Genomic DNA, 21,432 nt, shown 5'->3' on the forward strand with positions numbered 1-21,432 from the left:
GACAAAAAAATATATCGGGAGTATTCTTTAATTGTGAAAAAACTAACATAATTTGAGGTATATCGTTTTTAGGAGAAGGGATTTTATGAAGACAGCAGTGAGAGAAGCCGCTCGCGCGATTCAGCGGATGGGCACGTCCATTGAGTTAAAAGTTGCTCATACAAAACCAGAAAGTGTACTGGACGAGCTGGAGACCCAACTGAAAGTATACGACCATCGCTTTAGTGCCAATGATCCGCGATCGGAATTGAATCAGCTGAATCAGTTAGCAGGACAAAAGGGGCTTGTGCTTGATCCAGAATTGTACCAGCTGATCGAAATCGGCAAACATCATAGCTGTGCTCCCCACAGTCAGCTGAATATTGCCATCGGTCCACTGGTCCAAGCATGGCGCATCGGGTTTGAAGATGCCCGCATCGTATCAAAGACGCAGGTCAAAGAATTGCTTGCGCTAACAGACCCGCAACAGATCCAATTGGCAGCAGGCAAGGTTTTTTTGAAAAAAGCTGGAATGAGGATCGACCTCGGAGCATTAGCAAAAGGCTACATCGCTGATAAGTTACGCACCCATTGCCAAGCCCGTGGAGCAGCGTATGGATTGATCAACTTAGGCGGAAATATTGTCTGTTTCGGCGCTGCACCAAATCATTCGGACGGGCATTGGCGGATCGGGATCCGAGATCCCAAAGGCGGTCGGGCAGACACCTTGGGCATTCTGCCAATCAAGGATCAAACCGTCGTCACTTCGGGGATCTATGAGCGGGTCTTGACCACCGCTGAAGGAACGTATCATCATTTGATTGATCCTCAGAGTGGCTTTCCCATCGAATGTGGGTATTTGAGCATCACGATCGTTGCAGCGACATCGTTACTGGGGGAAATCTGGACTTCGCGCTTGTTTGGCAAGCCCATTCCAGTTGTTTTGCAAGAGATTCAGCAGCAGCCAGAAATCGAAGGAATCATCGTAACCAAAGAAAATGAAGTCATTGCCTCTAAAGGCATTCAGGCAAGACTTTTAAGATAGCCCAACCAGAAAGGAAGAGACAGGATGAAATTTATCGGATTCGTAGGAACCAATGCCACTCGTTCCACCAATCGCACGTTGTTGCAATTTATGAAAAAAATGTTTGCCAATGAGGCAGAGATCGAACTAGTCGAGATCAAAGATCTTCCAATGTTCAACAAACCAGAATCAAAGGAGTTGCCCGTACAAGTAACCCAGCTTGCCGAAAAAATCGCGGCAGCAGACGGTGTGATCATCAGTACACCAGAATACGATCATGCCGTACCCGCAGCGTTGATCAATGCCCTGAACTGGTTGTCCTATGGAATTTTCCCTTTTGTTGACAAGCCAGTGATGATCACTGGTGCTTCTTATGGGACGTTAGGTTCTTCTCGTGCCCAAGCCCATCTAAGACAGATTCTGGATTCTCCAGAGTTAAAAGCACGGATCATGCCTAGCTCTGAATTTCTCTTAGGTCATTCGCTGCAAGCGTTTGACGAGCAAGGCAACTTGATCGATGAAGAGCAGACCCAAAAACTGCAAGGACTGTTCAACGATTTTCTTTTATTTGTAAAAATTACCAGCCAGTTGCAGCACGCCCATGCCGCCAATCAAAAAGAAGCTGCTGAATTTTCATGGGAAACCATCTAACCGCAAAAGATAGGAGCGTAAAGACAATGAAATTGATCGGAATCGTCGGATCAGCCGCTGAAGTCTCCACCAATCGTCAGCTGCTGAACTTTATCAAAAAGCAATACAAAAAGGAATTCACGTTAGAACTTGTAGAGATCAAAGACTTTCCTCTCTTTAATCAAGAGGAAGATCAAACCCAAAGCCCAGCCATCCAGCGTTTGAATCGGCAATTATTGATGGCAGACGGTGTGATCATTGCTACACCAGAGCACAACCATACCGTGACGGCAGGACTGAAAAGCTTGCTAGAATGGCTTTCATTCAAGATCCATCCTCTGGAAAACAAACCAGTAATGATCGTGGGTGCCTCTTACTATGATCAAGGAACTTCAAGGGCCCAGCTACATCTGCGCCAAATTTTGGACGCACCGGGAGTCAATGCTTTAGTGATGCCAGGGAATGAGTTTTTGTTGGGCAAAGCCAAAGAAGCTTTCGATGAAGCGGGTGATTTGATCGATGCCCGAACGGTTGCTTTTTTAGATGCGACGATCAACAGCTTCTTGCAATTTATCAAAGTCGTTTCTGCCTTAGCGGGTCCCAAACAATTGCCGCCCGAAGACCTCTACGCCACAGGGAAAATCGCAACCACCGTAGAAGGAGTGGATATGTATGATGATCAATGGCTGGAAAAAGCCGCTGAAGCAGTCGGTGCCGTTTCTGGCAATACCTACGTCAAACTAAATCGCGGCTTGCTGACAGTCGATCAGATTAATTACTTCTTAGATTCGATGCCGATGGAATTGACATTTGCCGATAGCAACAACCAATTCTTGTATTACAATCTGCGGGAAGAAGCCCAAAATATGCTGGCAGCACGTGTGCCAGGACAAGTCGGCAATCCATTAGCAAAATGCCATCCTGAAAAATCCTTCAAAAATGTTGAGTGGGTGATCCAACAGCTGCGCAGTGGGGCAACCGACGCGGTTCGGGTCCATGTGCCGAAACAGGTGCCAGAAAAATACATCGTCCACAATTATCAAGCGATGCACGATGAAAACGGCGAATATGCGGGGATCAACGAATACATCCTTGATTTCAAGCCAATCATCGAATGGTATTTGCAACAAACCGGTCAAAAACTTGTCGGCAATGAAGACGCCATTTCCAGTGCTTCTGTGCGCCAAGAACCGACCGATGCGGTCACTAGTGCCAGCACTCATGACGCACCTGCAGCAGATGCGGTCACCAGTGCTTCAGTGAAATAAGGGTTGTCTAAAGGGAGAAAAGGAATCGCTAGAAGCATTCGCTTGCAATCAGTTGCCAAGCGAATGCTTCTCTTTTTGCTGCTTTTTCATGAATGAACGGTTTTCTATGAGCGATTGAATTGATCAAGGACATCGTTGCGAGGATTTCACAAAGTTTCTGAAAAAAATTTGCATATTCATCTTTTGCTTCGTATACTAGTTTAGGACGTTGCTTATAAAACGGCTGTATCATCGTACATATTTTTTGATAGGAGGAATTGCATGAAAGACAAACGAAAAGTCTTGCGTCCGTTAGGATCAGGGTTTGCGATGGCGGTTCCTTTGTTTATAGGGATCCTCGTTCAGGACCCTTTGATAAGTTCTGTGGGGGCGATGGGGGCTTTTTCCTACTTGGCTTTTCAACATCGGACCCTTTTTTATAATCTGCGCGCCATTTTGACCCACGGCGCTGCGCTGCTGCTGGCATTTATTTTAGGCGCTGGGACAGCACTGATTCCTTGGAGCGCACCTTTTATCATCGGTGCGTTATCGTTTTCTGCGTTTTTGTTGTCAAAAGTGATGCGGATCCCCAAGCCCGATTATTTCTTCGTGTTGATGCTTTATGCCACCGGCTTTAATTTTCACGCAGCGCACCTTGGAGAGATCTTGCACCACAGTTCCTATTTGCTTTATGGCATCGCAGGCTCGCTGCTTGCTGGACTGGTGATTTCTTTGGCTGAACAGCTGCCGTTGAAAGAAGAAAAAACGGCCTTTCAACAACTGAGCTTGCACGAGAAATATTCGCTAGCATTATCTCAGCAACCAGAAATGGTCATCAAGGCGCTGCACTTTTCTTTGATATTGTTCATTGCGACCTACATTGCCTATCTGTTGCGGGACAGCAACGGCTATTGGATCTTGATTTCTGCTGCTGCCGTCTTGGCAGGAGAACATATGGAAAAAATCAAAAATCGCACGATTGGTAGGGTACTGGGAGGAATCGTGGGGCTGCTGCTGGGTTTCTTATTGATGTCCTTGCATATGCCCCTTGAAGCGATCGCAGTGGTATTGATCATTCTAAACATATTGACGGAGTTTTTTATGCCAGTCAATTATACCGTTGCTAATTTTTTTACCAATCCGCAAGTCCTGCTGTTAATGACCATCGGTACTAGTTTTACGCCGCTGAAATTGATCCCATTGCGTTTTTCAGGGGCATTGATCGGCAGTGTGCTGGCAATGCTGTTGATCTTTCTAATGGATTGGGCAGTAAAGCAAATGGAGCAAGCGCTGGGAAGTAAGCCAGAAGACACGACGGATCAAACACAATAGAATGCACCATCATCGATAAGCAAGAGCTGTAGCTCTTGCTTTTTTTTGCCTTTGATCCTCTATCTAAACGTTATCTCCATCGGATAGGAAAAATAAGGGAAATATGAAATAATCGAGCAAAGGTTCCTATTTTGAAATAGAAGCGTTTACATTTTTGCAAACTAAAGTGGCAGAAACATCTACTTTTTTTGTTGTAAGCGAAATCATATACTCAAATCAGAGAAGGAGAGAAAGTTGTGAAAAAACGAATCGTAGATGTTTTGCATCGCCTGTTGGTGACTGATTATCCACTATCCATTGAGCAACTGGCAGAAGAGACCGCAGCCAGTGGGCGGACGATCCGCAATGATTTGAATGAGATCAACACGTTTCTTGCTGACTTACACATCGGACCGATCCAAACCCTTCGAGGAAAGGGCATCCTTTTGAAACTGACCTCGAAACAGCAAGCCATCGTTTGGCAGGCATTACACGCACAACAGTCGGAATATATGACCCGTGAAGAGCGTCGTTTTGATCTACTGCTGCATCTGACCTTTTCAAAAGAGATCCTGGTGTTGAATAAAAAAGAAGAAGCGTACCAGATATCAAAAAGCAGCATGGATGAAGACATGCGCCGTTTGCGGGCGGACATCAATAAATATGGCATTGAGATCATCAGCCTAGGAAAAAAAGGACTGCGGTTGAATGGATCGGAACGAGCGATTCGGACGATGATTTTTGACATCATCAATCAGCGGATCGGTAGGTTGCCACTTGATAAACAGACCCCAGATTTAGTCTTTACGAAATTGCTTTATCGCTATTTGCCGCAAAAAGAAATCAAACAGATCCAACTAGTGATGCAAGCAGTGTTGCCGCCAAATCAAAATGAGTTGTATAGCAGCCAAATTTTATTGTTTACCGCCATTTGGCTGATGCGTATCAGAATGAAGGAATTTATCACTCGCATGAACTGGTCTACTTCCAGCAATCAGCTCCAAGGGTCAGCCTATATCCAGGCGATCGCTGAAACCTTTTCGATTGAGCCACCAGAAATCGAAGTCAACTATCTTTCTTTCATCATCGAATCACTGAATTTTAAAGATTTGTCCAATTCCATCGAATGGGCGCATGCGCAACTCTTGTCGCTGCAGCTGATCCAATTTGTGGAATGCCAAACCAAGATCCCTTTTAGTAAAAAGGAAGAAGAGTTGTTAGAGGGATTGTATAAACATATGGCAGCGCTGATCGTTCGAGCCAAGAGCGGTATTCAAGTACCCAATCCGATCAAAGAGACCGTTCGCAAAAATTATGGACAAATCTACCAAGCCGTCAAGGGGTTCGCTCCTACGATCGAAGAGATCGTCGGTCAACCACTATCGGAAGATGAACTGACATTTCTCGTGATCCATTTTTCTACAGCCCTAAGTTCATTGAACCACGAGATTATTACGATCTATAAGGCGGTCGTCGTCTGTAACCATGGAATGGCAACCGGCAATCTGCTGGCAGCCAGCCTCAAGGAGAAGTTTCCAGAAGTAGAAGTTGCGGCAGTCTTGAATTCACAAGAAGTCAATTTGATCACGAAATTCGATGTGGATCTGGTTTTTTCAACCTATGAGATCGATTATCGAGAAAAGCCGGTATTACTGATCCCACCGATCATCAATGAAGAAAATCACCAAGTGATCCGCCGTTTCTTAAAAAACAATGAACAATTCAAGCGGATCGCCTTTGACCAAAAAAATGCCACGCTGTTCTTCAATCAATTGCTTACAGTCATTGAAGAAAGCGGTGGGACGGTCGATGCTGCCGCCTATCGCAAATTGACACACTTGTTTGAACAAAATCAATTAGCCATTAATGCAAGGGAGATTCAGCCAATGTTAAAAGATGTTTTATCCGCTAGTCATATTCAATTAAATGTTCCTGTTCAAAATTGGGAAGAAGCCATTGAACGCTCGGCGCAGCCACTATTAAAAGAACAGATCATCGAAAAACACTATATCGAGGCAATGGTTGCTGCGGTGAAGGAATACGGTCCTTATATCGTCATTGGTAAACATTTGGCGCTGGCGCATGCCCGACCAGAAGATGGCGCCCAGCAGTTGGGTGTGAGTGTCCTCACCTTGGCGCCGCCAGTCGCATTTGGGAACCCAGAAATGGACCCTGTCAAAATCATTTTTTGCTTGGCTGCGGTGGACTCTTACTCTCATCTTGCCATCATGAAGGAATTGATCGAATTGATCAATGATGAAAAAAAAGTCACGCAGTTGCTGGCTTGTTCCACGATTGAAGCTTTTCAATCATTGCTATTTTCATAAAAAACAAGAAAAGGGGAAAAAATCATGAACAAATTATCGATCTTATTCGTATGCGGTGCAGGTCTTGGCAGCAGCTTTGCGGCTCAGATGTCAACAGAAGATGTCTTAACGAAATTAGGAGTGGAGGCGAAATTGGATCATGTCGATATCTCATCAGCGGTATCAATGAAACCAGACATCATCATTACGGCAGAGAATTTCCGAACGCAATTTGAAAAGTTTGCCTTGGACCCGACAACCGCAATCATTTATTTACGCAACATCGTTTCAAAACCAGAAATCGAAGAAAAAATCACCCCGGTATTAACGGAAAAAGGCGCACTGTAAGGAAGAGGCATGACGAAGGGAGTTTGAAAAAATGGGCATCATCAATTTTATCATTGATAATATTTTAACGCAGGCATCGATCACGATCGCTTTGATCGCGATGTTAGGGCTGCTGCTTCAGAAAAAGTCAGCAGGTCAAGTCATTTCAGGAAGTTTGAAGACGCTATTGGGCTTCCAGGTTTTAAGCGCTGGTTCTAGCATCATCGTCGGTAGTTTGACCTATTTCGGCGAGATTTTCACAGAAGGATTCGACATGCAAGGCATAATTCCTTCCATCGAAGCCATCAACGGGCAAGCGATGAATGAGTTGGGCTTGGGTCGGGACATAGCGCTGACATTTTTAGCTATCTTTGTTTTTAATATTTTATTGGCACGCTTTACAAAATGGAAATATATTTTCTTAACGGGTCAAGCCATTTTATGGATGGCGACCATGACGACGGTCTTTGGCTATTTCGCTGGTTTACGCGGCGTTGTCTTGATTCTTGTCGGTGGGGTGATTGGGGCGATCTTTGCCGTAGCGATGCCAGCGATGGCTCAGCCCATCATCCGCAAAGTCACTGGGTCAGACGACATTGCTCTCGGACATTTCTGTACGATCGGCTACCTCTTTGAAGCAGGCGTTGCCTATCTGTTTGGAGAAAGAGGCGAGAAGAAAAAATCGATCGAAGACATCAAACTGCCACGTTCTTTTGAATTTTTACAAGATACCTATCTTTCTGTCATGGTCGTGATGGTTCCACTGTATATCGTGACGGTCTTGTTTGCTGGAGAAACCTTTGCTTCTACGCTCTCTGGTGATCAAAATTACATCATGCATGCCTTCTTACAAGCCATTCAATTCGTGGTTGGGGTCTATGTTTTGTTAGCAGGCGTTCGGTTGCTCTTAGGCGAGATCGTCCCTGCGTTTCGTGGGATCGCCATGAAATTGGTGCCTGATGCAAAACCAGCACTCGATTGCCCAGTGTTCTTCCCATATAGCCCCAATGCAGTTATTTTAGGCTTCATTACTACAACGATTGGGACAGTCATCGCCATGTTCGTTTTACCAGTCTTTGGCTTGGCGATGATCTTGCCGGGGATGCTGACGAACTTCTTTGCAGGCGGTACCGCTGGGATCTTCGGCAATGCGGTCGGTGGACGTCGAGGGGCGATCATCGGAGGGATCTTTCACGGCTTCTTCATTACGTTACTGCCAGCCCTACTTGTAACGATCTTCAATCAAATGGGCTTTGTTAACGCTACGGCAACTGATGTGGATACCGTCACGGCAGCCTTGCTATATGCTTGGATCATCAGTCCCTTATTGAAAAACTTTTAATCGCTAGGAGGAAGACGCATGTTCTCTTTTTTCAAAAAAGAAAAAAAGCCCACAGAAACACCAGCGGTTCCTTTGACCGCTGAAGAAAGCCAAGAGGCAGAAGCGCTTATTGCAAATCTAGAAAGTCAGTTGCAAGCAGAAACCGACATCGACGAACAAGCAAAATTGTATGAAGCGTTAGGCTTAGCGCAGGCAAAACTTTCCCGCACAGAAGAAGCGATCGACGCATTGGAAAAAAGCTTGCAGGCGAAAAAATCGATCGGGGACGGCTACAAAAAACTGATGTCCCTTTACAATGCTCAGCGTGCCGCCGCCGCACGAAACGGCGACGATGCAAAGATCGACTATTACATGGACAAAATGGAAGAAATGCGGCAAATCGCCAAACAACTTACGATCAGCGGCAATTAAACTAGACGAGGTGGAATCAAGGATGTATACAACATTAAAAGAAGTAACGAAAACAGCAGAAGCATTGAATTTTACAGTGGGGGCTTTTAATACCCATAATTTAGAAATGCTGCCAAGTATTCTGCGGGCAGCCAAAGAGATGGGGGCACCCATCATCATTCAAACAAGTATCGATACAGCGAAATACATTGGCTATGATGTCTTGGTCAATGTCGTCAAAACGATTGCCGATCACGAGCTAGTGGACGCTGTCTTGCATTTGGACCATGCCAGAGATTTCGATGAGATCAAAGCAGCGATTGATAGCGGCTATAGCTCGGTGATGTATGATGGCTCGCATTTGCCCTTCAAAGAAAACATTTTGAAAACGCGCGCAGTCGTAGAATACGCCCATGCCCATGGGGTGTCCGTCGAAGGAGAACTAGGAACGATCGGCGGCACAGAAGAAGGCATTCATGTGGAAGAAGACGATAAAGTCTTCACACGCCCAGAAAATGCGGTAGAATTTGTCGCTGCTACTGGCGTCGATGCGCTAGCCATCGCTATCGGAACCAATCACGGCCAATTCCGTTCCAAAACCGAAGTGAATGTTGAGTTATTGAAGGAGATCCATGCAGTCGTCGACGTGCCGCTAGTCATTCATGGAGGAACTGGCGTCAAAGAAGAAGATTATCCCGAATTGATCAATAACGGCATTCGTAAGTTTAATGTAGGTACTGAATTGTTGGTGAACTGGACGAAGATTGCGAAAGAAAATTTTGGGGCAACGGAAGTCAACAAATCTTTGCGCCACAACGTGATCCCATCCAATGAAGCCATCAAAGAAATCGTCAAGCATAAGATCGGCCTTTTCATGAATACGAAAGCGCCGACTGCGATCGGCAAATAGATGGTACGCAAAAAGATGCTTGTTTTATTGGCAGGCAGCCCTGGAACTGGAAAAAGTTATTTACTGGATCTGTTGAAGACACGTTTTCCTGATCTTTTCGCTCTTACGCCAGATGAAATCAAAGAGTGCTATGCCGAATCCCTCGGCTTTGATTCATTGGCAGAAAAAGCCCAGATCGAAAAGCAGTATGTTTGGCCTTTTTACTATCAGGCATTGGGCTTGTACATGTCTTTAGGAAAACGCTTGGTGGTCTCGGAATACCCTTTTAGTGAAAAACAGAAGCCATTGCTAACTTTTCTCGCCCAAAGCTATGGTTATGAGTGCTTGACCATTCGCTTGACTGCTTCTTTTGAAACCTTATGGGAAAGACGCTTCTTACGTGATCGAGCGGATGACCGTCATTTAAGTTTCATCATGGAACGGTACCATTACGGGGATGTACTGGAAGATAGACAAGCTGCAACCAACCATATAACCAAAGAAGCGTTTCGGCAAATCATCACTGATCGCCGTTACGATGACTTTCAGTTAGGAGCGCTTATCGAAGTCAATGTGGAAGATTACGAGCAAGTGGATTATCGCCCGTTGATCGAGAGAATCGCTGAACAACTCAATGACTTAAATTGAAGAAAAACAGGCGCTACACCTGAAAAGGGCAGCGCCTGTTTTTTTAGTCTAAGCCCAAAAATTTCGAAGTTCCTTGGTTTTGGACTTGGAGGATTTCGGCTAATACTTTGGCATCAAATTGCCCCTCTTTATTGGCAGAATAGACATTGACCTTGAGCTGGTAGTCGGGCAAAGCATAGTTTTCAAGACTTGCTTCAAGCTGCGCGACCGCTTGTTTCGAGAGTGGTTCACCGACGAGTTTTAATTCAAGGGATTGTTTCTGCTCATTAAGTGTTTGCTCCAGCAAATAATGTTCCCCCAGTTTGGCTTCTACAAAACGCTTGGCATGGTATTCCACGATGGTCGTTTGGATCGTCGTATAAACGAAGAAACTCCCAATGACCGTGATCGGTAAGGCAACCACGGCAAACTTCCACCATTTTTGGTGACGGAAATCCCCATACTGCAACAGCCAGATGGTAATGAACAAGGAAAAACAAATCAAAAAGGAATTGGTGAAAAAGAGTTGAGCAGATTCCCATGAAATCGAATAGTCTTTGATCGACAGCCCATAACCCGTTACACAAAGCGGCAAAATCAGGGACGTCCCGATGGAGACGCCGATAATAACATCGTTGTCGCGGCCCCTGACTTTGGCAAAAGCCAGTGCGGAACCACCGATCAATGCGACGCAAATATCCCAAATCGTCGCAGACGTTTGGGTGATGATCTCAGGTGTTGTGTCTTTGACAGGCGTGAGTAAGAAAAAGGCGAATGAGATGATAAGTACGATGATGACTTGGATGCTAAAGACCAGCAGCCCTTTTTTGACTAAGCGCAAGTGGGAAAGACCTAAACCAAAGCCGATCCCGTTGATCCCATTTAAAAGTGGCGAAATCAACATCGCCCCGATAATCGTTGTCGTAGAGTTGTAGTTCAAACCAATCGAAGCAATCAGCGTTGCACAAACTAAAAGTGCATAGACGAGCATCGTTTGGTCCATATCTTTTTGAATTTTTCCAATCAATTGTTCTTTGGAAACTAAATCAGGCGTTAAGTTCACATTCATCATCCTTTCTGAGAAAAATCGTTCGGCTCTTTTCATTGTCCCTTAAATCGGCTGATTTTACAAAAATCTGCGTTTATCAGGCGATGGCAGCAACGAGAATTCAATGATTGGGTTGCCAATCTTTTGCAAAACCGCCGATTTCCTCTAGAATAAGAAGCATATCAGATAAATGGAAAAGGTGGGGAATGGATGAAAGATTATTTTGCGCAATACAAACGCCTGTTATCGATCGCTGAAGCAGGTTTGTACTATGGCAAAGATGTCTACGATAAGGAACGTTACCAAGAGATCAAAGAGTTGGCATTGCATTTGATGAGTACCGTCGTGGATCAAGACGCAGCTGCGTTGACTCTTTTAACAGAAAAAAATGAGGGCTATCCTACGCCCAAAGTCGATGTACGAGCATTGATCCAAAAAGACGAAAAAATCTTGCTGGTGGAAGACAGCCTGACGAAAGAATGGTCACTGCCAGGAGGCTATGCAGAAATTGGCTTGACGCCACGGGAAAACATCAAAAAAGAAGTGCTGGAAGAAACTGGCTTACTCGTTGAGGTCAAGGAGCTGCGAGCAATTTTTGATACGAATCTAAGACCAGACATTCCGCAAGTGTTTCAATACTATAAGCTGGTCTTTGTCTGTGATGTTTTGGCAGGGGACTTCATCAAAAACAGTGAAACCTCCAACAGCGATTACTTTTCGTTGAAGGAGCTGCCGAAGCTTTCCATCAAGCGCACCACCAAGGAACAACTGGAGCAATTGGTGAATGAGAAGTCGTTACACGTTGATTAAAAACAGCTAAGGGTAAGATGTTGGAAAAAGCGTTTTATTGGTTTTTTTAACTGGATAATATTTACTTGCAGATAAAGTTGGTTTATGATTGATTTCGTCGTTTTCATTATAAAAAATCAAGCAATGGCGATACCTTTGCTTGATTGCTGGAGGAGTAAAAATGAAGAATCAAATCAATTCCTTTTTTGGGCTGGATGCCTTACAAACAACGGTTAAACGAGAAATCTTAGCTGGTTTTACCACCTTTATCTCGATGGCCTATATTTTATTCGTCAATCCAACGGTCCTTGGGGCATCTGGGATGGACGAAGGTGCCGTCTTTACGGCAACGGCGTTAGCCAGCGCATTGGGCTGTATCTTGATGGGAGTTTTAGCAAAATACCCGATCGCTACGGCACCCGCATTAGGGATCAACGCCTTCTTTTCTTATTCAGTCTGTATTGGAATGGGGGTTCCATGGCAAACAGCATTAGCGGGTGTGTTTGTGGCATCACTGATTTTCATCGTGATCACGATCTTCAAATTACGGGAGCTGATCATTGATGCGATTCCTGCTGATTTAAAATATGCCATCTCTGGTGGGATCGGTCTGTTCATCGCCTTTTTGGGATTGAGCGAAGGTGGGATCATCGTTTCCGATGATTCGACCCTTGTGGCACTAGGGTCATTGAGTGTCGGTACGACGTGGCTGACGATTTTTGGTTTAGTGATCACTGCCGTCTTGATGGTTCGCAGAGTTCCTGGTGGAATTTTTATCGGGATGGCCGCAACAACTGTTTTAGGTCTTTTGACTGGCTTGATCCAAGCACCATCCAGTATCGTTTCTGCTGCACCGAGTATTTCTTCCACATTCTTAGTGGCGCTAAACCATGTAGGAGACATCAACTCCCTGCAAATGTGGGTCGTAGTACTGACTTTCTTACTCGTCACTTTCTTTGATACGGCAGGCACCTTGGTGGGACTTGCCAATCAAGCGGGCTTTATGAAAGACAACAAAATGCCGCGGGTCGGCAAAGCACTTGCTTCTGACTCCACCGCCATGCTCGCTGGTTCTTTATTAGGGACCTCACCAGTAGGCGCATATGTGGAATCCTCCGCTGGGATCGCCGTGGGCGGTCGCTCTGGCTTGACTGCCGTGACGACTGGAATTTTCTTCTTGTTCGGCTTGTTCTTTTCACCATTGCTATCCGTTGTTACTTCCCAAGTGACGGCACCAGCTCTGATCGTCGTAGGTGTGCTGATGGCACAATCGCTACGAGAAATCAAATGGCACGAAATGGAAATCGCAATCCCAGCCTTCTTGATTCTACTAGGCATGCCGTTGACCTACAGCATCTCCGATGGGATCGCCTTGGGCTTCATCTTTTACCCAATCACCATGTTAGCAGCCAAACGCGGCAAAGAAGTCTCACCAATCATGTACGGCTTGTTCTTTGTCTTTCTTGGGTTTATGTGGATTTTGAATGTGTGAGAGAGACGTTTTAATGTAAACTTAGGATAGGATTTCAAGTAATAAAAAACCAGTTAAGCGTGGCTTAGCTGGTTTTTTATTATATGTCGCTTGCTATAAAAATGTTCAGAATTGAATAAGGATTTACTATCCGTGGTTTATATGCCGACGAATCAGGGCGTTGTATTGCTTAAAAAATATACTCAATGATCTGATCGATTTTCGCCATATCTTGTAAAGGGAGGTTTTCAATTTTTTTCAGTTTTCTTTCTTTAAAGTCTAGTGATTTTAATTGAGAGATAATCACTTGTCCATCTGTATCTATGCTATCTGGTAATGTGTAGTGGGTAGGAAATTTCCTAATTGTATGTGTAATAGGACAAATTACCGCAAACATCGTTCTACGATTAAACTCATAGCGAGAGACGACTAATCCTGGACGTCTTTTTTGAATTTCCTTTCCAGCCGAAGGGTCAAAGTCGATCCACACGATATCCCCTTTTTTGGGAATGTAAGTTTGATCATTCATCATTAAAAAATTTCTCTCCCTTCAGGTGAAAGGTCTTCCCACTCATCTTTTTCATAAAACTCTGATTCTTCTCCACCATGAAAAGGATCTTCAATTTTAGGAACAAGAATGATCGTCCCATCCTCTGCGTAGACGACAACGTATTCTTGATTTTCAGAAGGTTTCTTACCGTTATTAGAAGGAAGCGTAATGACGACAGAACTGCCTTGCAGTCTTGATTTAGTAATAAGCATAATATCACCTCTTGATTTATAGTATATCATACAACATTGAGTAACGCGATGTTAACGGAAGAATTTAATGTATTTTGAACACATCAAAAGTTCAAAACGCACTTTACATAAGATAGATAATAAACCGCAATGAAATATTGTTTGAAAAGATGGATGAACATCTCAGAAAAATAGATGTTAGATTTTAAGCAGAATTACGAAGTTTTTTAGATGGATCATTTATGGCATACCAATGATCAGGGTATTAAAGCAACGAAAAAGTGAAGCTTCATTCCAAAACCGCCCATCCCAACAATTTTCACGCAAAACCTGCGCTTTTCTTTCAGTTATTGTTATAATAAAAGAAAACGCAAAGGTGGGAAATCATGACAACGATTAAGGACATTGCTGAAAAGGCGGGAGTAGCGAAAAGTACGGTTTCCCGCTATCTGAACAATGGCTATATCAGTGAAGAAAAGCGCAAAAAAATTGATCAGATCATTGCTGAAACTGGCTATCGCCCCAATACATTTGCTCGTTCGCTGAAAGCCCAAGACACGAAATTGCTGGGCGTGATCATTCCTCGACTGAATTCACCATCGACAAATGATGTGTTGAAAGGGATTGATACGACGGCACGGGAAAACGGCTATCAAATGCTGATCACCAACTCTGATCAAAGCGATGAACGGGAATTAGAAAATATCGAAATGCTGGTCAAACAAAAAGTAGCAGGGATGATCCTGTTTGCGCGCAAAATCACGCCGCAGCTGCAAGCGGTGCTGGCAGAGGTTCCTATGCCTGTTTTATTATTAGGTCAACAGTTAGCTGGCATTCATTCCATCGTCCATGAAGATTATCAAGCTGGCAAAACCATGGCAGAATATGCAGTCAGCGCTGGCCACCGACGTTATTTATTTGTTGGTGTCAGCGAAAATGATTATGCGGTAGGTGTCTTGCGGAAAAAAGGATTTCTTGATGTCTTGGCACAAACGCCCAACGTCAAAGTCGACTTTATCGAAACGTCCTTTTCAAGAAGAGAAACGTACCAAAAAGCCCTTGTGTTCTTGAAAGATCAATCGGCAACGTACATCGCCTGTGCTACCGACAATATTGCTGTTGCTGTATTGAAAGCCGCCCATGAACTAGGGTATCAAGTGCCGCAAGACTTTTCCTTGAACGGCTTTGGCGGCTATGATTCGACGGATTATGTCTATCCGACCATCACAACGACCCAATATCCCTATGTCCAATTAGGCATCGATGCCGTCTTAACGATCCAAAAACTGACGCAAGGGGAAGAGGTTCCTGAGGTGATCGAATTACCGAATCGATTAGTGGTCAAACAGTCGACTGCCAAGCTTGACAAGCAGGAGAAATAAAGCAAATATTTTTAGAGAAAACAGGACGTCCAGTTGCGGCGTTCTGTTTTTTTATTTTCTTTGCTTGCAATTGCAAACGGTTTCTGTTAATCTACAAATGTAGAACCGGTTCCACAAATGGACCGACGATCAAAGGAGTGGGAAAAATGAAGGAACAAAAAACGATCGACCAAGTGTTAGAAGCTGTTGGCGGCAAAGAAAATGTCAAAAACTTTGAACACTGTGCCACACGTTTGCGCTTGATTTTGAAAGACGATCAGTTAGTAGATAAAGACAAAGCGGAAGCAGTTGAGGGCAGCAAGGGCTATTTTTTCAACACGGGACAGCATCAGTTCATTTTTGGAACAGGAAAAGTCAATGAAGTTTATCAAGCCTTCGCAGCAGAAATGGGCAATGACGCCTCCGCTGATAAAGCTGGCTTCAAAGACGATGTCTATTCGAATCTGTCACCCGTCCAAAAAGTCGTCCGCACGTTGTCAGATGTCTTGGTGCCATTGATTCCAGCTTTGGTAACGACGGGGCTTTTGATGGGGATTCGGGGATTATTGACCGAGTTGGGGGTCACTTATAGTGCTGACTGGTTAGCTATGTTTGAAATGTTAACGGATACAGCGTTTGCCTTTTTACCTGTTTTGATCGCCTATAGTGCGACGAAAAAATTCGGCGGTAATCCGATCATCGGGATCGTGGTAGGATTGATGATGGTGGCACCGCAATTGCCGAACGCTTGGGCAGTTGCCAGCGGGGATGCAGAGCCACTGCACTTATTCGGTTTATCGATCTCTGGGTATCAAGGGTCGATTTTTCCAGCAATTATTGTCGGGCTCTTAGTTTCTAAGCTAGAAAAATGGTTCCGTAAATTTGTTCCGCAAATGATGGACTTGATCGTGACACCATTCTTAACGATTGTCATTACTTTAGGTTTGATTTTGTTTGCGTTAGGACCAATCTTGCAAGTAGCTGAAAGAGCAGTCATCAACAGTATCGTCTACTTGGTGCAAGCACCATTGGGCATCGGTTATATCATTTACGGAGGGGTTCAGCAAGTGATCGTGATCACTGGATTGCACCATTCGTTAAGTATTATTGAGTTAGGTTTATTGAACACGACAGGCGAAAACGTCCTACAAGTCTTAGGTACAGCAAGTATGGCGGGACAATTTGGGGCAGCGATCGCTGCGGCATTTATTTATAAAAACAAAGTCAAACGCTCAAATGCCATCAGTGCGGCGGTTCCAACCTTATTTGGGATCACTGAACCTTTACTATTTGGGGTCAACTTACGCTCGATGCGGATTTTTGGCGCAGGCATGCTGGGAGGCGCAGTCGGTGGGTTTGCGACGTATGTCTTCCAATTAGCTGCCACTGGGATGGGTATCACTTTTATACCAGGACTGTTGTTGTATACTGGAGATTTCGGTGCCATGCTGAAATACGTTGTCGTGATTTTGATTGCCTTTGGTGTCGGTTTTGCTGGTGTCCAATTGCAGCGCAAACCGCTAGCCAAAGAGTTGAACCAATAAATAATCCCTTGCTGCTCATCGGCAAGAGAAAAGAGGTACCACATTGTTAACGAAGGAATACTGGGCACAGCTTGCCCAAACCCAAAGCGAATTAGCAGAAAAAATCAGTGCTGATGCGTGGCGCTTGAACTATCATTTGATGCCAGAAACAGGATGGATGAACGACCCGAACGGTCTTTGCCAATTCAAAGGCGTGGTTCATTTTTACCATCAATATGTACCGCAAACGCCCCATGGCGGGGAACCACCCCACTGGGGACACAAAACGTCGACGGATTATGTCACGTTTCAAGAAGAAGCGCTGTTTCTTTCTCCCGAACACGACTATGACAAAGACGGGGTCTACTCGGGCTCTGCCTTTATCGAGAATGACGCGATCCATTTCTTCTATACTGGGAATGTCAAACATCCTGGTGATCATGACTATACCTTTAGTGGACGAGAACAAAACACGGTCCATGTAATCAGCAAAGACGGCTATACCGTCGAAAAGCAAGAAGTCGTGATTCCTCATGAGGACTACCCTGAAGGATTTACCGATCATATTCGTGACCCAAAGGTTTTTGCCCACGAAGACACCTACTATATGCTGCTAGGCGCGCGTACGTTGGAAAACGAAGGCAAAATTTTGATTTATGAATCGACGGATTTAAATGAATGGACCTATCGAGGAATCTTTTTCGGTGAGGACTATGCTCTAGGCTACATGTGGGAATGTCCAGACTACTTCCATTTAGATGGCAAAGATGTGTTGGTCTTCTCACCGCAAGGCTTGGCAGCCAAAGAACATGCCTACCAAAATATTCATCAATCAGGGTATCTGATTGGTGAGGTGGATTGGGAAACCCTGACGTTTAAAGAAACTTCTGCGTTTCGTGAACTTGATTATGGGTTTGACTTCTATGCCCCGCAAACCTTTGAAGATGAGCAGAAACGTCGGATCTTGTGGGGCTGGATGGGGCTAGGGGATACCAGTCCTGAATACAGCAATCCTACGATCCCTCGCGGATGGCAGCATGCCGCAACGCTGCCAAGACAGCTTTCGGTCAAAAATGACCAGTTGTATCAACAAACTTTGCCAGAATTCCAAAAATTGCGGGACAAGCAAGTCAGCCAAAAAATTGTGCTTTCAGAGAAACCTCAGCACTTGTCTTTCGATGAATTGGCATATGAGTTGCAAGTTATGGCGGAAGCCCCATTGCAGCAGTTCCAGCTTGGACTTTTGCAAGATACGACTTTGGCTTATGAAGCTGGTGTCTTCACGATCCATCATGGCATTTCTGGCTACGGCCGTAAACAGCGCAGTGTCAAGGTCGATGAACTGACGCAGCTGCAGATTTTCGTCGATACGTCTTCGATTGAGATCTTCCTAAATGGCGGGCAATATTGTTTGACCTCTCGCGTGTATCCCAAACGGACCGAGGCGATCGCTCTCAGCGGAACCGGCACGGTTTGTGTCAATGCTTGGGCATTGGCGAAAAAATAAAGCAACGATCCGAAAACGACAGCAAACAGTTGGTTTTTCTTGTTGCACCCCCAAGAGTCAGCTTTTTCTCTGGCTTTTAGGTGGGCATCATACCAACTATTTTGCTGTCGTTATTCGCTTGTTACTGCTTTTGTTGGTTTTGGATAAAGGTCTGCAGCGCAGGCGCATCGATCCGATAGCCGTCTGCAGTTTTTGTGACTAGTTTTTGCGTTTTGAAATCTTTTAAGGTATACGTTAAATGGCGATAGCTCACGCCTAAGTATTCTGCGGTCTCCGTCAATTTTTCTTGAAAAAGATCATCGATCGAAGCTTCCAACAGTAGATGAGCAAGGCGCCAAGCTAAGGGATAGGTTTGATTGACGGAAAAATGATCCATACGCAGCAGCAATTTTTCACCGATAGTTTTGCCTAGTGTTTGTACGAAAGCCAGGTCTTGCATGAGCCCGTGAGCTGCTGCTTGCATCGGAATGCCCAGACATGTTGTTTCACCGATCGCAACCACGGTTTTCGGTACTGTTTCGGCGCCAATCAACGTGAGATCGCCAATGCAATCACCAGGATGGAGAAACTGCAGCAAGGCACGTTTGCCGTTTTCTTGCGTTTGAATGATCTTGGCTTTGCCAGTCAATAGGACGAAAAAGACCGACATCGGCACCGTTTCTTTTTGGATCGCTTCTCGATGATCAAAGGTCCAGAGGGCACTTTGTTGTAAAATCTCCTCAGGAATCGGCAAAGGGCAGCTTTCTTTGATTGGTACCTGCTTTATTGCCAAGGCATAAGCGGTTTTTTTCACTTTTTTCCTCCGAACTAGGAGAAATCTCCTATTTGTTTTTTGTCAGTATAGCACATACTTAGAAAAGCAAAAAAGAAAGTGTGGGAGAAAAAATGAATAAAAAGCAATGGATAGGATCAGGGATTTTTTATGGGCTGAGTGCATTCGGGATCAGCTTGACCATTAAAGCAAGCGTTGGGGTCAGTAGTTTTAATGCCTTGAATGTTACGCTGGCAACGATGTCAGGAATCAAAGTCGGCACCATCACAACAGCCATCAACTTGGGCTTTTTAGCTGCCTGTTGGCTATTGGATCGGCGGCAGACGTCCCTCAAACAAAAAGGCAGTGAGTACTTGACTATGTTTTTTGCTTCGCTGGCATTCGGCTATTTGATCAATGGCTTTGTTTACTACTTCTTGGCATCGCTGCACTTGACGAATTATTGGAGCCAACTAGCTGCTTTGATCGGTGGGATCTTGATTTCTGGAACGGCGACGGGCCAAGTCCTACGGTTGCAGGTCTTGAAATTTCCAATCGAGCACTGGTGTCATTTGCTGGCGCAACGCAGTCGTTGGACATTTAAGCAGTACCGTTATGGCGTTGATGCAGTCTGTATTTCGGGGGCACTCTTGCTAGCGATCAGTTTGGGCTTGCCGCTAGCGGTGAGGGAAGGGACGGTCATTAGTTTCTTTTTGCTGTCAGGTGCCATCGCTTGGTCGAAGGAACGTGATTTGGCAGCGGTTTTACCCATTTGGCAAAGAAACAGTTAGCCAGTAGTATTCTTGGAATTGGGAAGGCGTCGAGTGTTCTAAAAATGCAGAAAGCGTTTTTTATGCTACTCTTATTAAAAAAGCGAGATATTTAGTAGGAGGAGACAGGATGAATCGGTTGATTGAAGGGTTTCAGGAAAATTTTGCACCAAAATTGGTTAGGATCAGTGAAAATCGGTTTTTAGTTGCCGTGCGCAACGGAGTCGCCGTTACGATGCCGCTGACGATAATCGGCAGTCTCTTTTTGATTTTAGCCAATCTGCCTTTTCCTGGCTGGACCGAGTTTGTCGGGGAATTTGGCGTCAAACTAGGCGCCGCCAGCAATTTTACATTTGGAATTTTGGGACTGGCCGCTTGTATCGGGATCGCCTACTATTTGGCGGCTTCGTATGAGATCGATCGGATCGGTTCTGTCGTGTTGGCAGTCTGCGCGTTTTTGCTGCTGCAGGCAGGGGAAGAATGGACGATCGATCCAGCTTCTTTGGGGGCGTCTGGTCTGTTTACAGGAATCGTCACAGCGATTGCGACAGTAGTGATCCATCGCTTTTTTCTCAAGCACCGCTTAGTGATTCGGATGCCAGCAGGAGTGCCGCCCGCAGTTGCCAAGAGTTTTTCGGTCTTGCTTCCTGGAGCTGCCATCATCACTGGTGCCTGGGTGATTCGGGTCTTGTTGGAATTTAATGTCAATCAATTCGTGCAAGCCATCTTTTCACCGCTGGCAGTTGGTCTAAACACATTGCCTGGGATGCTGTTGTATACCTTTTTGATTTTGTTGCTTTGGTGTTTAGGGATTCATGGCAGCAATGTGATGGGGAGTATCGGCGATCCGATTTTTCTAGCTTTATTAGCAGCCAATACCGAAGCCTACACTGCAGGCGAACCGTTACCGAACATTTTTGCAGGCGGGTTTTATATCATGTTTTTGTGCTATGGAGGTACTGGTTCAACACTGGGGCTGATCATCAACATGTTAGTTTCAAAGAAAAAAGCCTATCGTTCTCTAGGGAAGATGGCTTTGCCCTCTGCTATTTTTTGTATCAATGAGCCAATCATTTTTGGGTTTCCGATCGTGATGAACCCTATTATGATGATTCCTTTCATCCTGACACCCCTTGTATTATGTGTCGGAACGTATTTCTTGTCGGTCACCAATGTCATTGGGCGAATCATGTTCAATCCACCGTGGACCACACCGCCCTTTATCAATACTTACCTTGCAACCGGCGGCAATATCCCTGCTGTTCTTTGGAGTATCGCTTCCTTACTGATTAGTGTGGCGATCTACTATCCATTCTTTAAAATCAGCGAACGAAGTTTAACGGAAGAAGAAAAAGGCGTTACCGACGCAGTTGCCGCGAAGGGGGAGAACTAAACGCTT

21 protein-coding genes are annotated in these 21,432 nt (G+C 44.9%); 17 read left to right on the forward strand and 4 right to left on the reverse strand.

The window, feature by feature from the left end; genetic code table 11:
- Positions 1-85: 85 nt before the first annotated feature.
- The 10 genes from IGJ25_RS05945 (at position 86) to IGJ25_RS05990 (ending at position 10,093) form a co-directional block, all read left to right on the forward strand.
- Positions 86-1,024, forward strand: coding sequence for an FAD:protein FMN transferase (locus tag IGJ25_RS05945; RefSeq protein ID WP_010747726.1), 939 nt, complete (start codon positions 86-88; stop codon positions 1,022-1,024).
- A 24-nt stretch (positions 1,025-1,048) separates the two neighbouring features.
- Positions 1,049-1,654, forward strand: coding sequence for an NADPH-dependent FMN reductase (locus IGJ25_RS05950; protein ID WP_005225450.1), 606 nt, complete (start codon positions 1,049-1,051; stop codon positions 1,652-1,654).
- A 26-nt stretch (positions 1,655-1,680) separates the two neighbouring features.
- Entirely contained in the window at positions 1,681-2,901 is a 1,221-nt protein-coding gene (locus tag IGJ25_RS05955) for an NAD(P)H-dependent oxidoreductase (protein ID WP_034868375.1), read from the forward strand.
- A 261-nt stretch (positions 2,902-3,162) separates the two neighbouring features.
- Positions 3,163-4,212 carry an FUSC family protein gene (locus IGJ25_RS05960; RefSeq protein ID WP_005225453.1) on the forward strand — a complete coding sequence of 350 codons (1,050 nt, stop codon included), beginning with the start codon at positions 3,163-3,165 and terminating at the stop codon, positions 4,210-4,212.
- A 236-nt stretch (positions 4,213-4,448) separates the two neighbouring features.
- On the forward strand, positions 4,449-6,518 hold the full coding sequence (locus IGJ25_RS05965; RefSeq protein ID WP_005225454.1) for a BglG family transcription antiterminator: 2,070 nt from the start codon (positions 4,449-4,451) through the stop codon (positions 6,516-6,518).
- Positions 6,519-6,542: 24 nt separating this feature from the next.
- On the forward strand, positions 6,543-6,845 hold the full coding sequence (locus tag IGJ25_RS05970) for a PTS sugar transporter subunit IIB (protein WP_005225455.1): 303 nt from the start codon (positions 6,543-6,545) through the stop codon (positions 6,843-6,845).
- 31 nt (positions 6,846-6,876) lie between these two features.
- A complete protein-coding gene (locus IGJ25_RS05975; RefSeq protein ID WP_005225456.1) occupies positions 6,877-8,166 on the forward strand; it encodes a PTS sugar transporter subunit IIC in 1,290 nt (429 codons plus the stop codon).
- 18 nt (positions 8,167-8,184) lie between these two features.
- Positions 8,185-8,577 carry a hypothetical protein gene (locus tag IGJ25_RS05980; RefSeq protein ID WP_005225457.1) on the forward strand — a complete coding sequence of 131 codons (393 nt, stop codon included), beginning with the start codon at positions 8,185-8,187 and terminating at the stop codon, positions 8,575-8,577.
- Positions 8,578-8,599: 22 nt separating this feature from the next.
- On the forward strand, positions 8,600-9,466 hold the full coding sequence (locus tag IGJ25_RS05985) for a class II fructose-bisphosphate aldolase (RefSeq protein WP_438779159.1): 867 nt from the start codon (positions 8,600-8,602) through the stop codon (positions 9,464-9,466).
- The gene (locus IGJ25_RS05990) at positions 9,467-10,093 is read left to right on the forward strand and encodes a zeta toxin family protein (protein WP_081116570.1); all 627 of its coding nucleotides are present in this window, start codon (positions 9,467-9,469) and stop codon (positions 10,091-10,093) included.
- Between the two features lie 43 nt (positions 10,094-10,136).
- Here the strand turns inward: IGJ25_RS05990 and IGJ25_RS05995 are convergent, their stop codons facing one another.
- Entirely contained in the window at positions 10,137-11,141 is a 1,005-nt protein-coding gene (locus IGJ25_RS05995) for a DUF389 domain-containing protein (RefSeq protein ID WP_225000995.1), read from the reverse strand.
- 189 nt (positions 11,142-11,330) lie between these two features.
- Between IGJ25_RS05995 and IGJ25_RS06000 the strand changes: the two genes are divergently transcribed.
- Entirely contained in the window at positions 11,331-11,930 is a 600-nt protein-coding gene (locus IGJ25_RS06000; protein ID WP_005225461.1) for an NUDIX hydrolase N-terminal domain-containing protein, read from the forward strand.
- Positions 11,931-12,090: 160 nt separating this feature from the next.
- Positions 12,091-13,401, forward strand: coding sequence for an NCS2 family permease (locus tag IGJ25_RS06005; RefSeq protein ID WP_081116571.1), 1,311 nt, complete (start codon positions 12,091-12,093; stop codon positions 13,399-13,401).
- A 169-nt stretch (positions 13,402-13,570) separates the two neighbouring features.
- Here the strand turns inward: IGJ25_RS06005 and IGJ25_RS06010 are convergent, their stop codons facing one another.
- The gene (locus IGJ25_RS06010) at positions 13,571-13,912 is read right to left on the reverse strand and encodes a type II toxin-antitoxin system PemK/MazF family toxin (RefSeq protein WP_087627127.1); all 342 of its coding nucleotides are present in this window, start codon (positions 13,910-13,912) and stop codon (positions 13,571-13,573) included.
- A complete protein-coding gene (gene mazE / locus IGJ25_RS06015) occupies positions 13,912-14,142 on the reverse strand; it encodes a type II toxin-antitoxin system PemI/MazE family antitoxin (protein ID WP_225000994.1) in 231 nt (76 codons plus the stop codon). Before mazE ends, IGJ25_RS06010 begins: the two co-directional genes overlap by 1 nt.
- Positions 14,143-14,507: 365 nt before the next feature.
- Here mazE and IGJ25_RS06020 point away from each other — a divergent pair, with 365 nt between their 5' ends.
- The 3 genes from IGJ25_RS06020 (at position 14,508) to IGJ25_RS06030 (ending at position 18,512) form a co-directional block, all read left to right on the forward strand.
- On the forward strand, positions 14,508-15,503 hold the full coding sequence (locus IGJ25_RS06020) for a LacI family DNA-binding transcriptional regulator (protein WP_010747735.1): 996 nt from the start codon (positions 14,508-14,510) through the stop codon (positions 15,501-15,503).
- A gap of 146 nt (positions 15,504-15,649) precedes the next feature.
- A complete protein-coding gene (locus tag IGJ25_RS06025) occupies positions 15,650-17,026 on the forward strand; it encodes a PTS transporter subunit EIIC (RefSeq protein WP_096741465.1) in 1,377 nt (458 codons plus the stop codon).
- 43 nt (positions 17,027-17,069) lie between these two features.
- Entirely contained in the window at positions 17,070-18,512 is a 1,443-nt protein-coding gene (locus IGJ25_RS06030) for a glycoside hydrolase family 32 protein (protein WP_413158762.1), read from the forward strand.
- Positions 18,513-18,633: 121 nt separating this feature from the next.
- On the opposite strand, the gene IGJ25_RS06035 is transcribed toward IGJ25_RS06030, so the two are convergent.
- Positions 18,634-19,305: a cyclic nucleotide-binding domain-containing protein gene (locus IGJ25_RS06035; protein WP_005225467.1), complete on the reverse strand. Its 672-nt coding sequence runs from the start codon at positions 19,303-19,305 to the stop codon at positions 18,634-18,636.
- A 92-nt stretch (positions 19,306-19,397) separates the two neighbouring features.
- Here IGJ25_RS06035 and IGJ25_RS06040 point away from each other — a divergent pair, with 92 nt between their 5' ends.
- Positions 19,398-20,054, forward strand: coding sequence for a YczE/YyaS/YitT family protein (locus IGJ25_RS06040; RefSeq protein ID WP_225000991.1), 657 nt, complete (start codon positions 19,398-19,400; stop codon positions 20,052-20,054).
- 109 nt (positions 20,055-20,163) lie between these two features.
- Positions 20,164-21,426 (forward strand): PTS sugar transporter subunit IIC, encoded by a 1,263-nt coding sequence (locus IGJ25_RS06045; protein ID WP_225000990.1) that lies wholly within the window; start codon positions 20,164-20,166, stop codon positions 21,424-21,426.
- Positions 21,427-21,432: the final 6 nt, after the last annotated feature.

Origin of the sequence: Enterococcus sp. DIV0240d, from assembly GCF_051711245.1 — a bacterium.
Taxonomy (GTDB): domain Bacteria; phylum Bacillota; class Bacilli; order Lactobacillales; family Enterococcaceae; genus Enterococcus_D; species Enterococcus_D casseliflavus.